Annotated in this window: 13 protein-coding genes; 7 read left to right on the top strand and 6 right to left on the bottom strand. The window is 36.6% G+C overall.

The window, feature by feature from the left end; all coding sequences use genetic code 11:
• Positions 1-2 precede the first annotated feature (2 nt).
• The 3 genes from sufB to DOK78_RS15340 all read left to right on the top strand — a co-directional run bounded on the left by sufB (position 3) and on the right by DOK78_RS15340 (position 2,866).
• Entirely contained in the window at positions 3-1,394 is a 1,392-nt protein-coding gene (gene sufB / locus DOK78_RS15350; protein ID WP_207871532.1) for a Fe-S cluster assembly protein SufB, read from the top strand.
• 667 nt (positions 1,395-2,061) lie between these two features.
• Positions 2,062-2,253 carry a hypothetical protein gene (locus DOK78_RS15345; protein ID WP_207871531.1) on the top strand — a complete coding sequence of 64 codons (192 nt, stop codon included), beginning with the start codon at positions 2,062-2,064 and terminating at the stop codon, positions 2,251-2,253.
• A complete protein-coding gene (locus DOK78_RS15340) occupies positions 2,246-2,866 on the top strand; it encodes a Fic/DOC family protein (RefSeq protein ID WP_207871530.1) in 621 nt (206 codons plus the stop codon). The genes DOK78_RS15345 and DOK78_RS15340 overlap by 8 nt, the downstream gene beginning before the upstream one ends.
• 380 nt (positions 2,867-3,246) lie before the next feature.
• On the opposite strand, the gene DOK78_RS15335 is transcribed toward DOK78_RS15340, so the two are convergent.
• A complete protein-coding gene (locus DOK78_RS15335; RefSeq protein ID WP_207871529.1) occupies positions 3,247-4,638 on the bottom strand; it encodes an MmgE/PrpD family protein in 1,392 nt (463 codons plus the stop codon).
• Positions 4,639-4,677: 39 nt separating this feature from the next.
• Positions 4,678-5,514 carry a phosphosulfolactate synthase gene (locus DOK78_RS15330; protein WP_207871528.1) on the bottom strand — a complete coding sequence of 279 codons (837 nt, stop codon included), beginning with the start codon at positions 5,512-5,514 and terminating at the stop codon, positions 4,678-4,680.
• Positions 5,515-5,788: 274 nt separating this feature from the next.
• Between DOK78_RS15330 and DOK78_RS15325 the strand changes: the two genes are divergently transcribed.
• Positions 5,789-6,703, top strand: coding sequence for a LysR family transcriptional regulator (locus DOK78_RS15325; protein ID WP_207871527.1), 915 nt, complete (start codon positions 5,789-5,791; stop codon positions 6,701-6,703).
• 225 nt (positions 6,704-6,928) lie between these two features.
• Positions 6,929-8,872, top strand: coding sequence for a bifunctional metallophosphatase/5'-nucleotidase (locus DOK78_RS15320; RefSeq protein WP_243430366.1), 1,944 nt, complete (start codon positions 6,929-6,931; stop codon positions 8,870-8,872).
• A gap of 46 nt (positions 8,873-8,918) precedes the next feature.
• Here the strand turns inward: DOK78_RS15320 and DOK78_RS15315 are convergent, their stop codons facing one another.
• The 3 genes from DOK78_RS15315 to DOK78_RS15305 form a co-directional block, all read right to left on the bottom strand.
• Positions 8,919-9,395, bottom strand: a complete 477-nt coding sequence (locus tag DOK78_RS15315; RefSeq protein ID WP_207871525.1) for a DUF1456 family protein — start codon at positions 9,393-9,395, stop codon at positions 8,919-8,921.
• A gap of 43 nt (positions 9,396-9,438) precedes the next feature.
• Positions 9,439-9,642 carry a hypothetical protein gene (locus tag DOK78_RS15310; protein WP_207871524.1) on the bottom strand — a complete coding sequence of 68 codons (204 nt, stop codon included), beginning with the start codon at positions 9,640-9,642 and terminating at the stop codon, positions 9,439-9,441.
• A 163-nt stretch (positions 9,643-9,805) separates the two neighbouring features.
• A complete protein-coding gene (locus DOK78_RS15305; protein WP_207871523.1) occupies positions 9,806-11,974 on the bottom strand; it encodes an amidase family protein in 2,169 nt (722 codons plus the stop codon).
• A gap of 197 nt (positions 11,975-12,171) precedes the next feature.
• On the opposite strand from DOK78_RS15305, the gene DOK78_RS15300 reads away from it, so the two are divergent.
• Both DOK78_RS15300 and DOK78_RS15295 read left to right on the top strand, forming a co-directional pair.
• A complete protein-coding gene (locus DOK78_RS15300; protein ID WP_207871522.1) occupies positions 12,172-12,636 on the top strand; it encodes a hypothetical protein in 465 nt (154 codons plus the stop codon).
• A 21-nt stretch (positions 12,637-12,657) separates the two neighbouring features.
• Positions 12,658-13,956, top strand: a complete 1,299-nt coding sequence (locus DOK78_RS15295) for a hypothetical protein (protein ID WP_207871521.1) — start codon at positions 12,658-12,660, stop codon at positions 13,954-13,956.
• A gap of 55 nt (positions 13,957-14,011) precedes the next feature.
• On the opposite strand, the gene DOK78_RS15290 is transcribed toward DOK78_RS15295, so the two are convergent.
• On the bottom strand, positions 14,012-14,344 hold the full coding sequence (locus DOK78_RS15290) for an arsenic metallochaperone ArsD family protein (protein WP_207871520.1): 333 nt from the start codon (positions 14,342-14,344) through the stop codon (positions 14,012-14,014).
• Between the last annotated feature and the right edge of the window lie 48 nt (positions 14,345-14,392).

Here is a 14,392-nt window from a genome sequence, read left to right as displayed (position 1 = left end):
ACATGGGAGTACCTGAATTAGAAGAATATAAATATGGTTTCCACGATGATGTGGAACCAGTCTTTAGTACCGGAGAAGGACTAACAGAAGATATCGTCCGTGAAATCTCACGTGTCAAAGGCGAACCAGAATGGATGTTAGAATTCCGTTTGAAATCATTAGAAGCCTTCAATAAAATGCCGATGCAAAAATGGGGACCTGATTTATCAGACATTGATTTCAATGCCATTAAATATTACCAAAAACCAAGTGACAAACCAGCCCGTGATTGGGATGACGTTCCAGAAAAAATCAAAGAAACCTTTGAACGTATCGGCATTCCCGAAGCAGAACGTGCCTATTTAGCCGGTGCTTCTGCTCAGTACGAATCAGAAGTGGTTTACCACAATATGAAAGAAGAATTTGAAAAATTAGGGATTATCTTTACAGATACAGATTCAGCATTAAAAGAATACCCAGAGATTTTCAAACAATATTTCTCAAAATTGGTGCCACCAACCGATAACAAATTAGCCGCATTAAACTCAGCCGTATGGTCAGGCGGAACCTTTATCTATGTACCAAAAGGTGTTCGTGTTGATGTCCCATTACAAACGTATTTCCGTATTAATGCCGAAAATACAGGCCAGTTTGAGCGTACATTGATTATCGTTGATGAAGGCGCCAGCGTTCATTACGTAGAAGGCTGTACCGCACCAACCTATTCAAGCAACAGCTTACATGCTGCGATTGTTGAAATCTTTACCTTAAAAGATGCATATTGCCGTTATACAACCATCCAAAACTGGTCAGATAACGTGTATAACTTAGTAACAAAACGCGCCAAAGCAATGGAAGGCGCAACCGTTGAATGGATTGACGGAAACCTAGGTGCCAAAACAACCATGAAATACCCAAGCGTTTACCTTGAAGGTGAAGGCGCACGTGGAACCATGTTGTCAATCGCCTTTGCCGGTGCCAAACAAATTCAAGATACTGGTGCCAAAATGATTCACAACGCTCCAAACACCTCTAGTTCGATTGTATCCAAATCAATCGCTAAAGACGGTGGCGAAGTGAACTATCGTGGACAAGTAACATTTGGTAAGAGAAGTAAAGGCTCCATCTCTCATATCGAATGTGACACCATCATTATGGATGACCAATCAAAATCTGATACCATCCCATTCAATGAAATCCACAACAGCCAAGTCGCCCTAGAGCATGAAGCCAAAGTATCAAAAATCTCAGAAGAACAATTATATTACCTAATGAGTCGCGGCCTTTCAGAAGGCGAAGCAACAGAGATGATTGTTATGGGCTTTGTCGAACCATTCACCAAAGAACTTCCAATGGAATACGCAGTTGAGTTGAATCGATTGATTTCGTATGAGATGGAAGGGTCTGTGGGGTAATAAAAATTATGCGTAATAAATGCTTATATATAGGCGTTTATTACGCATTTTTTGTTTCGTTTGAAAAAAATTGGCGTGAATTTTGGCGTACTAGCTAAAATTTGATTGATTTACATCGAATTAGACTTGATTGAAGCAAACTCATCCAATTTTGTTACAGTACCTTTCAATTTGTTTTTTATAATATATGTAGATGTCTAATGTTACTTTACTATTTTCTTGCCTTAGTTGTTTTTGAATGACTTTGAAATATTCCCCATCTTCCAATAATAAACTAGTATGCGTATGATTGAATCTACGAGGAGTGATATGGAGTAAAGTATATTTTTTTAATATATCTTAAAAAATCATTCACAATATTGGAAATGTGCAGAGTATTCGTAAACGTTGAAAAAACACATTGCTCTTCTGTACTCGTATTATAGTCTAGCTTAAGGTAGGCAGTTCTCTAGTACATCTCTTTCTTCTAATTATGTAAGATTGCTAATAGATGTTAAAAATCGTGCTGAACAAGTTTATTATTATCAATTGAATACAGGATATAATAGTAAGTGCAAATTTAGATGCTTATGTTGTATCACAGCATGCAACTCAATTCCTCATTACTGAAATTTCAGTAAAAATAAGATACAATAAGGGTAACTAATTAATAAAGGAAGTGCTACTTATGACAACTCTAGACATAGATAAATCTAAACTAACGATTATGGGTGTTCAATTTGACTCTCAACAAGAGTTCAAGGGTGTCTGGTATGCACTAAGTACGAATATGATTGAAGGCTGGGAGCCTGAAAAACAAGATGTAGAAGAAATGAAGCAATATATCATTCAAAAGAATAAAGAGAATTTGTATGAGTAAATGTGATTTATACGAAGCGTACTACTATGATGATCCTGACAATGAGTATACTTACCCAGATTCATCTGTATTAAGAAATAAATTTAACATTAGAGAATTTGAAGAACTAGTGAAACAAGAATATCAGCTGGTTAGAATCAAGGCTTTAGATCTTTACGTTTCTCCAATTTTAGTACATTCAATGAGAGATGTGTGTAAAATTCATTTTATGCTTTTTTCAGAGTTATATGAATGGGCTGGAAATTATAGAAAGGTGAACATTTCTAAGCAAGGGAACGCATTTATGGCAATGCAATCTTTTGCTACAGGTGAGCAGTATATGAATTCATTATTTAATGATTATTACGATAATGCTCATGATGTGAGTCAGATATCAGCTAAATTGGCAGTGATTTTAGATAATTTAAATTACATGCACCCCTATAGAGAGGGAAATGGCAGAACGCAGCGTGAAGTTGTAAGAGTTTTGGCCTTAGCAAAAGGATACGAGCTGTTGATAAATGTTGATGGAGAAGATGAAGTTTACAAGCAATATATGGATGGAACGGTTTATTCAGATGTAAAGGTGTTAGATAAGTTAATCAGTTCATTGTTAGAGAAAATTGAAGAGTGATTATATCAGTTGAAATATAAAAGCTCCTCTTTGCATAGCCTGTCCGTTGAGATATTTTACCTGTCTGATATAGATTTTAGAGTAAATAATTTTTTTAAAAGCTTATTTGTAGAGATTTAGAGAGTTATAGTGAACTGTAGACTCTTAAAATCTTGAATGGAAAGGTCTGTGGGCTAAACGGTTTTCAGTCTAAATAAACGGGCTCTTTAACAATTAGTGTTGGTAGAAACTAATTGTTAAAGAGCCCGTTCAAGTCATCAGAGTAACATACAACTCCCCTGATGGCTTTTTTTGTACATCAACAACCTTCATCAAGAAACAAAAATTGATTGTTGACGAAACTGAATTTTTTATGAAATAGTCTATTTTCTCGTATTCTCCTAAACCCCACCATTCAAAACCCTAACCTGACCCAGCAACGAAGTTAATTCTATAATCTCAATTTCATCAATATGTTGGATAGTTGTGGCGATTTTATCCGCTAGTTGTTTATCAATGTTTTTGGTTAAGTAATAATATTTTTTAAGTAAGACGTCCCAAGAGGCAGGATTGGTGGTAAAGCCTTCGTAATCTTGTTTTTCTACAGAGAAAATAGTCCCGTCATTCGTTTCAATTTCAATTCGGCAGGCCATTTCTTGTGGGAAACGATTGCTATATTCGTCTGATACTTGAACATCTACTTTTTGTAATAGTTGTTGCACGTCGTCACTGTTAATGCGGTTAGTCTCGTACTGTTCTGGCATCACTTGACCATCTAAAAAGGCGACAGCAAGCATATAAGGAAGAGAGTGATCGGCTTCTTCTTTTGTTTTGATGGTTTTCTTTTCGCCTTCTTCTCCGCCGCCGATAATGTTATATGCAACATCGAAAGTTGCTAGTCGGATTTGTTTGATGTCTTGTGCAGCTATTTGTTGGTTATTTCGAATTTCCAAGATACCTTCGATAGAGGATTGGGAATGAATTTCTGCGTTATATTTTTTTATGATTGTATCGGTTACTCGTTCAAGATTTTCTTTGGACCAATCGATTTCAAAGGGACCGGCAATACTGTCCATGAAGCCTTTATTTCCTTCAAACACTTCACGAGCGCCAGTGATTCCATAACTAGCGAGGAGTGTTGCATGAACAGCACCCATGGCGGTATTTGGATACGCTAAACCTTTCCAATTCGATAAAGTTCCAGTTCTGGTGACTCTTAAAGCATTTTGCGTTGTACCAGCGATTGCGATGGCATTTGCGATACCCGTAGCAGCTAAACCGAGTGCTCGTGAAGCGCCAGCTGCGGCACCGTAAGCTCCTTGAACAGTATGATCAAAGCCATGTTTTCTAACAGGTGCTAGCTCAGATAGTCTAGCTTGGACTTGGTAAGCGATACCTAGTGACAATAAAAATTCTTTGCCGCTAATTTTATTGTATTCAGCCGCAGCAAGGACAGGTGCGATATTATCTGAAGGATGGCACGTTTCTTCTTTTGCTAGATAAGAGTCGTTATAATCAAGATAACGAATCGCTGCACCATTGTAGAAGGTAGCGTAATCTGGTGTTGTTTTTCCACCACCGATTAAGGTAACTAAGGGATTTCCTCCTAAATCATCTGTCATTTGACGGATAGCTTTTATCGGTTTACCATCCAGTGCGCCAATGGCAACACCGATGCTATCAAGTAAACGTCCTTTTAATGAGTCAACTGCTTCTTTTGATAAATCTGTCCATTGTAGTTGAGCAGTCCATTCAGCAAGTTCTTCAACCATAGTCATGTTCGTGTTCGTCATTTATTCAACCTCCATATTCTAACTGTTTCAAAAATAAGATTAATCGTTTTTGCCGTCATCCAATGTAAGGACGCGACCAAATAATTCAGTATTGCCCCAAATACCTCTACGCAAACCTTCAAGTTGGACAATTTGGCTATGGTCGACAAAAAGGTTGATTTCAGGACCATAATTTTTAATGTACCAAGCAAAAACATTCGGGTCAGCAGCTTCAAACATCACTTTTTCTGTCCCCAATTCTTTCACAAATTTAGAGACCATATCTGTTCGCCAAGTATCCACACTTTCAGTAATGCCTTCTGATTCGATCATTAACATATAAGCGCCTGCTTCTAAACATTTTTTACCAGTCTCGATTGCTTTATCGATGTCTGTTAAACCGGCAGCTTCGTTTTGTGCAACGGTATTTGTTCCTCCAGAACCGAATTGAATGCCAATCTCTGGTTTAGCCAATAAACCAGCATCTTGCACACGTTTGGTTAAGCGCACAATATCGTCACTTGGTATTGTTAGGAATCCAGTTGAAATTTCGATAATATCAAAGCCTAATCTTTTACATTCGCTAATATAATGGTCAACTGCTTCGATACCTTGCGTCAAGACATATTCCATCCAACCACCAGTATCCACTTTTACATCATATTCATGGCAAATATTGATGAAATTGATTAATTGATCTTCTGGCATTAAGGAGAATGAACCACCAGCAAATTTTATGATATCTACATGTTCGCCCATTGTTTCCATAATGTCTCTTAAATAGCGTTCACCCATAACATTGTAGTAAGGGCCACGGATTTCACTGACACCATATTTTCTTGGTTTTTTTGGTCTACTATTATGTCTAATTTTTGAAAATGCTTTATTGTTTGTCATATAATCACAATCCTTTTCTAAGTTTAAATTGAAGTTTGCTAATTACTTTTTACTATCCACCTTTCCTCTGTTATATCTATAAACGTATTTTCCGTTTTTATCAGTTTCCTTATCAAAAAAATTAACTTCTAATAAAGAAATAATGGCGACTGTTTTACTAATGTGTGATAAAGTGTTGATGTAACCTTGGTGTTATAGTAGCATTGTAGCTTCTATATATAAATATAGATTCTCGTTATTACTATCGGTTTTTCCGATGATTAGGAGTGAAGTGATGAATTTAAATCAGATTAATGCGTTTCTAACGATTGTTGAAACAAACAATTTTACAAAAGCAGCAGACAAGTTATATATTAGCCAATCGACGCTTTCAGACCGGTTATCTGCTTTAGAAGAGGAGCTAGACACACGTTTAATTAAGCGTCGTTCGGGTAAAAAAAAGCTAGAACTCACGGAAAAGGGTATTGAATTTTTGGATTATGCCGCACGATATATCGAATTAGAAAATGAAGTGAATGAGTGGAAACAAGCACCCTTACTTCCACATTTAAAAATTGGTGCGCCGCAAAGTGTGAATACTTATTTATTTCGAGGTCTTTATAGAAGTTATTTAGCAGAGTCCTATCAAATTCATGTCAGTTCACATTGGAATCGAACGATTTATAGTATGGTGAATTCGTTTGATATAGATATTGGCATTGTTTCTAAACCCTATCAATCGAATCAAGTAACCACAAAAGAGTTAATCAATGAACCGTTATTGATTATTTATGATAACCGCTTTTCTAATTATCATCAGCTTGATGAGTTGAAACGGTCAGATCAAATCTATATTGGCTGGGGACCGGATTATAAAGATTGGTACTATCGTCAATGGGATAGTAGTATTCCTGCAAGAATTACGCTGGATTCTCCTGAACTGCTGATGGATTATCTAGAATCAGAAGATACATGGGCAATCGTACCGTTATGTGTTTATCAGGATATCATTCAAAAAAATGATCATATTAAAACAGTTCCCACAGAAAGTGACATTCATCGCACGCTATACTTAATTTATAAAATGGGTCAAGGAGAAGCACGTAACCAAAAAATAAACGGATTTATTGAAAGCTTGCATGACTATATTTTAGACTTAGAATCAAAAGAATTATGTACGGTTTTAGGGGATGAGTTGTACGAAAAGTAACAAAGGTGCCATGAATGGAGATATTGAGGAATCACTATCTCTTCAGCGGACAGTAATAAGATGTTATTTATTTTGGATAAAGTTTTCATATTTCACTTGAAGAAAACTAATAGTGTTCCTTCAATTGCCCATAAAACCGCAGTATGTTATGCTATTTCTTGAAACTGTTTTCAAAAAGTGTAGAGGAGGAATATCCTTAGAAAGGGCTAAGGGTAGATGGGGAATATGAAGAAATATATAAACAAGAAAGTAGTTGTTTTATTAAGCATGGGAGTACTTGCTGGCTGTGCGACTAATACGACCAGTGAAGACAAAGAAACGGAGAGCGCTAATTCTGAAGAGAAACAAATCACTATTTTAGGGACATCGGATATTCATGGTCGCTATATGGCGTGGGATTATGCGATGGATGTGGAAAATAAGGCGGGAAGCTTTGCGCAAATTAGTACGATTGTCAAAGAAGTTCGCGATAACAATGAGCATACAATTTTAGTTGATGCGGGTGATTTGATTCAAGATAATTCAGCGGAATTGTTTAAAAATGATGACCATCATCCAGCCACAGAAGTGTTAAAAGCCTTGGATTATGATGTTTGGACGATGGGAAATCATGAGTTCGATTATGGATTTGATGTTTTGGACAATATCACTGAGCAGTTTGATGGGGGTGTTTTAGCTGGAAACGTACAGTTGGAAGATGGAACGCCGTATTTTGATTCGTATAAAATTGTGGAACGCGATGGTGTGAAACTTGGTTTTATTGGGATGACGACGCCATTAGTTGCGGAGTTTAAGAAAGATACAGATATTTTTGATGGAAAAAAATTAACTGATCCTGTCAAAGAAACGATTGAAGTGGTAAAAGAGTTGAAAAAAGATGTCGATGTCTTAGTTGGTGTTGTTCACATGGGAATATCGAATGAAAACGATGTGCACAATACTGGCGTAGCAGATATGGCAGAAGCCGTTCCAGAATTGGATGTGGTATTTGCTGGTCACATGCATACATTGGTAGAAGAAGAGTTCATCAATGATGTATTGATTGTTGAACCTGATAAATATGGCCGTTTTGTTTCGCGTGTGGATTTAACCTTAACTAAAAATGAGGATGGCTATGAAGTGAAGGATAAATCTGGTTCTGCCATAGAAGTGGCTGGCTATGAAGAAGATCCTGAAATTAATGAACTGCTAAAACCTTCGCATGAACGTGCGAGAAAAGATGCAAATACAGTATTAGGCGAACTTGTGGGCATGGATTTAGTTCCTGAAAATGAGATTCAAGGGATTTCATCTGCACAAATTCAAGAAACACCGTTAGTCAATTTCTTTGGTGAAGTGATGCTTCATTACAGTCAAGGAGCCGATGTAGTCGCGTTTCAAATTGACACTGACACACCGTCTTTAGACATGGGAGAAATTAAGAAAAAAGATATTGCACGAAACTATCAATTTACAGATGGTGAAGTGACGGTCTATGAAATTACGGGTAAAGATTTAAAAGATTATATGGAATGGGGCGCTGATTATTATAATCAAACGAAACCGGGCGATGTGACAGTCAGCTTTAATCCAGAACGCCGAACAAGTAAATACAATACGAATGACCGTTTTTACAATGTGAAATATGAGATTGATCTTACAAAAGAATCGGGTGAACGAATTGTCAATTTAAGACGTTTAGACGATACGCCAATCAAAGAGGATGAAACGCTTAAAATTGGAATGAATCAATACAGAATGAACTTTTTAGTATCTGAAGATGGACCGTTAGCCGGCAGAGAATTTAAAGAAGGCTATTCCACTTTTGCTCAAGACGCATTTGGTGAAGTAGAAGGACGTATTAGAGAACTGTCTGCTCGTTATATTAAAGAAGAGAAAGATGGCGTTTATGAAGGTGTTCTGTTAAACAATTGGAAAATTATTGGTATAGAAAATGATGCAGAAGTACGCCAAGATGTTGTTGATTTAGTCAATGCAGAGATTTTAGAATTGCCTAGTATGGAAGAAGGTAAAGTGACCAACATTGCTTCTATCAATATCAACGACGAAGTAACCCAACAAGATATTGATGCATTAGCTAAAAAAGCCAATATAGCGGTTGAAGAGTTGCCAGATATTCAAACAACAGGTGAATTGTACCAAGCGATTAATGAAAAACGTAGTAAATAATCAAAAAATAAACCGCATCAGAATTTCATCTGATGCGGTTATTTTTCTATTTATCTTTACGATATTCTAACATTAACCCCTTCAAGAAATTACGCGCATATTTATCCAAACAAGGTTTATAATTGCGGTGTCCTTCTTTACGTAAAATGGCACCTAGTTCTCCTTTAGAAACGTTCACTCCTGCGAGTGCTAAAATCTCTAACATATCTTCACTAGTTAGGGACAGGGCAATTTTTAATTTCTTTAGTAACAAGTTATTGGCATTGCCATTATGCAGTTCCAGCACGGGTTCAGGAGCACCTTCACGCACACCGCGTTGCGAAGTAATCATCCCGTTTAGAAATCGTTCAAAATTTTCATTGGTTAATTCTAATTCATAATTTTCTTCATCTTTTTTCTTCAACATTTCTCGAACTTCTTCTTTAGTAACAGTTACGCCACCTAATGCAAAAATTTTTATCATATCGTTATCTTTAATGTCTAGCGCATAACGTAAGCGCGTTAAACGATCATTATGATTCATACTTAACACCTTCCATTTCCCTTTGATTATAACAGATTTATCGTTATTCTGTTTGATACATTGAAAAAAGCGATAAATCTTCTAATGTAACGTAATAGAAATTTTCAGTTGTCACAAATGTAGAATAAACGGATTTCGGTATCGCTACTTCAATATGACTAAATTCCAGTTCATCATTTTTTAAAGTGGTAAGGGCATTTTGATAATTTTGTTTTTCGTCTTCAACTAGAGAACTAGATTCATTCATCATCTTCTCTAAATTATCTTCTGGATGTTTCAAAAGGTACGTAAAGTTAGAAATTAAAAATTCTTTGACTTCTATACCACCATCATGGAGTTAGATTTTTGGTCTAGCTTTTTGGGGTCGGTACATAGTTCAAACTATAATGGCGTTTTTTCTGTTAGGCAAACTAGTTTTTAAGTTTTCGCCAAGCTACAAAACCGCCTGCAATCACGAGAATACTAACACCAGCAATTGGCAAAATATTTTCGGATTCTCCCGTTCTAGGTAAATTCTTGGAAGGGGGATTTTTTTCTTTAGCAGTTGGTTTATTTGTTTTTTTTGTTGACGAAGTTGTTTTTGATTCAGTTGTATGCTTTTTTGTGCTACTAGTTGACGTTTCCTCTTTGGAAGAAGAATCGTTGGTACTATTAGTAGAAGTTTCATTTTCAGTTGTTGATTCTGTGGAACCAGTTGTTTCACTTGTCGAAGATTCTATGGTGCTGCTTGATTGTGTATGTGTATCTGAAGTCGATTCTCCCGAGTTTGATTCTGAGGTTTTGGTGCTCGATTCTATGGTGCTACTTGATTGAATTTCTTCATCACTTGAATCATCGGGTTCTTCAGGTGTTTCTGGCGTTTGCGCGATTTGATTGAATTGTTGATTTTCTTCAAATAATTTTCCGACTTCCAGTAATAAATAGTCGTTATTTTGAGCAGCCATAAATTGAATGCCTAAGGGTAAGCCATCTGTTGAAACATAAGTTGGTAAACTAATCGCAGGTGTACCTGTTAAATTTGCTACTTGGGTAAACGGTGTATGCGTTAGACCTGGTAACCATTGATCATAAACTAGTTGCAATTTTTCTTCTTTAGACAAAGTTTCCATATTCTTGATAGCTTCAATGTGTTCTGGAAGCATGGCTGTATCATTTAGCAAAGGGGCAGTCGAAGCAGTCGTCGGTGTTAAAAATAAAGGATATTTTTCTTGAAACGAAGCCAGTTCTGCACCAATTTGCCGAACCGCTTCCCATGCTTGATCAACATCTGCGGTTGTTAAATCTTTACTTGTTTGAAACAATGCCCAAGTCGTCCAATCAACATCTTCCATTTCAACCGGTCGTTTTGCTTGTTGTTTAGCTAAAAAATCAATGATGCCCATGGAGCTAGCACCGATTGTATAATAATTTTCCATCAACTGGACACCGTCATAAGGTTGCTCGACTTCTTCTACTTGAAAGCCTTGTTGACGTAAAAAATCAATGGCTGTTTCTACTGCTTGAACGGCTTCTGGTTCAACGGGCGTACCCACAGGTGATTTAGTCGAGTAGGCGATTTTAACGTCTTGTGTTAATGAAAGTTGTGGCAATTCTTGTGTTTTAAACGTATCAAACAAAGTGATGGTATCATCCATCGTTTTTGTTTCTGCAAAATGACTGGTTTGCCCACGTTCGCTAGCGGAATTGCCAACTAAAACACCTCGAGAAGGCTTCATCCCAATAATGCCATTCCAAGAAGCTGGGATACGAATGGAACCACCGGCATCGCTTCCTGTACCAATCGGTGTATAACCAGCAGCGACCCCAGTTGCTGAACCGCCAGAAGAACCACCTGCTTGATATAAAGGATTCCACGCACTACCTGTCGGACCATAGAGCTTGGAATTTGTAATATTTTTTAATCCCATTTCTGGATAATTGGTTTGCCCAATCACAATAAAACCAGCATTTTGAAAAGCTTTCGTGAACGTTCCGGTTGAACGTGAAACGACATCTTTTGAAAATGTTAAACCGTTTGAGTTACTCCCACCAGCAATTGTGTGACCCAATCCTTTGACAATTAAAGGAACACCTAAAAAAGGTTGTCCTGTATCTTCAATTTCAGCGGCTTCTTTGAGCGCTTCTGTTTCACGCAAAGAAATCATGGCATTGTAGGTATCATCTTGCTCGCGAATTTTTTGAAAAGCGAATTGGACTAATTGAACACTAGTCACACGCTGTTGCCGGACAGCTGCTGCAAGTTCTAATGCCGAACTATTTTCATAGTCTGCCAACGTAAAGGTACTGGGTACTTCGGAAGAATTTTCGGTAGACTCAACAGAAAAATTAGTTGCAGATTCAGTTGTTATTAAAGTAGAATCGGTTGTATTTTTCTGTTCACTACTGGAAGTGAGTTGTTCTTCATCTGAAGTGACGTATTCAGATAGACTAGTGGATGTTGCTATACTTTCGACAGTGGTTTGTTCTGTGCCACTGGTTGAATCGATTGTGTCTAAAACCCCTGTTGACACTGGAATAAGTAACACACTTGTTGCTAATAAAATTCCCCATTGTTGCCATTTAATCCCTATTCTCTTCATAAGCATCTCCTTAAAATAACAAAAGTAGTTACGATTATTAGGCTAAAGGAAAGCTGTATTTCTGTCAATTCAATTGATTGTTTGTTATTTCTTTTATAAGTAACTAGTTATTTTATTTAATGATGGTTAAATAAAGGTTGTCACTATAAAAAGAACAAGTTATCATTAAGGAAATAACTATAATTGGGGATTTTGTTATGAATGAGTATCAACAGATAGTCGCACGTTATAAAAAATATAAACAATACGAGTGGAAGGTGCTTTTCGTCTCGATTAGCTTACTTATTTTAGCGAGTATCTTTGTTTCATTAGATTTGATTCGAATAAATCCATTTGTCGTGTATTTGTTTGCGATGGGGGTCGCACTTTATTATGCCTGGCATATTCGTGTGGAGACTAAAAATTTTTATCAATTAAAACGTTTTTTGAAAAAACATGATGTCGAAACATTGAAAGATAAAGAATTGTTATTTTTTATAGATTACCAATTAACACACGCAGTGAACCAAAAAGTGTTAGATGTGAATGCCCATCAATTAACTGAGACAAAACAAACATTGTCATTGATAAAAAATTATTATAACCATTTAAAGGATGGTGATAATCAAGAAACAACGTTGACATTAATTGGGTATCAAACTTTGATAGAACAAGAAAAATAGTGCGAGTAGGTAGGGTGTAAAATGAAATTAAGACGTGCAGTAGTAGGTATTATTTTAGCATTTTCAGCTACAGGGGTTGTTGCAGCAAATGAGAATGCCAATGCGTACCAAGAAGTTTATACACAACAAGATAAACAAGAACGACAAATTCAAACGATTTTAAACTCGGAATTTATTTCTGAAGAAGACTCAGAACTATTAAAGCAAAAAGTAACCGAAATCAATCAAGCAGAAGAAAAAGCGAATCGCCAGACATTAAAAACGTTAATTGCAGAAGAACAACAAGATTTTTCTGCTGTTAAAAAACGGGTTGCCAAAAATGAAAAGCTAGTCATTCAGACAGAGCAAGAAGAGTTATTAAAGAAAATTACAGAGCTAGAAACTAAAAGCAAAGAGAAATTTATTGCTAAAAAAGATCGCCAACAATTAACAGAACTGAAAGAAGAAGCTCAATTGGCGTCTAATTCCACTATCATCACTATTCGAGAACTTACACGTACAGTTAGCGAATTAGCTGAACAAATGGAAAACAATCAAGTGTTAATTACAGAAACAGTGAAGGAACTAGCTGAATTAAATAAATCATCAGAAGCGCTAGCTAAACAAAAGTATATATCTTCTAGTGAAAAAGAGGAGTTAGCAGCAGATAGAAAAGAAAATGCGACATATTTAGAACAAGCTGAGAATCTACAAGCAATTACAGAGCGCAAATCCTCTTCTCAATCTTTAGTCACACGCTTGCAAACAAAACAAACAGAAAGTGCTGAAGATTTTGATGCACATGAAAAGAAAGCTACCGAATTCATTCAAACGGCTCGCTCTTTAGTAGCAAATGGGGACTTGACGTCTGATGAGCAAGCAAAACTAGAGGACGTGCTTACAACATTAGATGATTCTCTAAAAATGAAAAATTATCAGCCTGGTGATTTGGCAAAAAATTCGCAAACTTTGCAAACAACATATGATGAATTCTTAGAAAAAAGTAATGAACGAATTGCAGAAGCGAAGAAAAAAGCTGAAAAAGAAGCAGCTGAAAGAGCAAAAAAAGAAGCTGAGGAACAAGCTGCTCGTGAAAAAGAAGCTCAAGCGGAAGCTGCTAGACAACAAGCAGCAGTGGAACAAACGACGAACGCTAACGATTCAGCTACTCCTACTTTAGTGGGCGACTGGCATCAAGCGCCAGCCGGGTATAAGTATTTAAAAGTAGAGAGCGGGAAAACATATGGTCAAGTGAAAAATCCAGGGAATTTTAGCTTGATTACAGAAGCCGAAGCTGCCAATTATAGTCCTGGTCATGGCAATGGCTCTGCTAAACAATAACTACCAAAGACGAGATGACCGATTTTAGTCATCTCGCCTTTTTAGTAGTCCCTGTCTACATCAGATCATCTGGTTTGTATTGGAAAGAAATCCCAAACCCTGTTAATTCACTCAACTCAAAAACATCCAATAAACTGTTTGTTTTGACTATTTTTTTATTAACACAAGCAATAGGTAATATATGTGTACCATGTTCCTCTAGCAACTTCCACACAGCGTAATTCTTTTTAAATTCTGCGGAGGAATCGTTCAAAGAGTGTAGATAGTAATTATTGCAATCTTTGTGAGAATGTTTGTTTTTGTTTAACGCTGCTAATACTTCTATCCCTAACAGGATTTCTTCTGATTCTGGTTTATTTTTGTCTAATACATAATAGTCAATATCCATTATTATCCTCTCCATTCATATTGCTACAATTTAATCCTACCATATCAT

This window comes from Enterococcus sp. DIV2402 (assembly GCF_017426705.2).
Lineage (GTDB): Bacteria > Bacillota > Bacilli > Lactobacillales > Enterococcaceae > Enterococcus_F > Enterococcus_F lowellii.
This window is presented reverse-complemented; position numbering and strand designations above follow the sequence as displayed.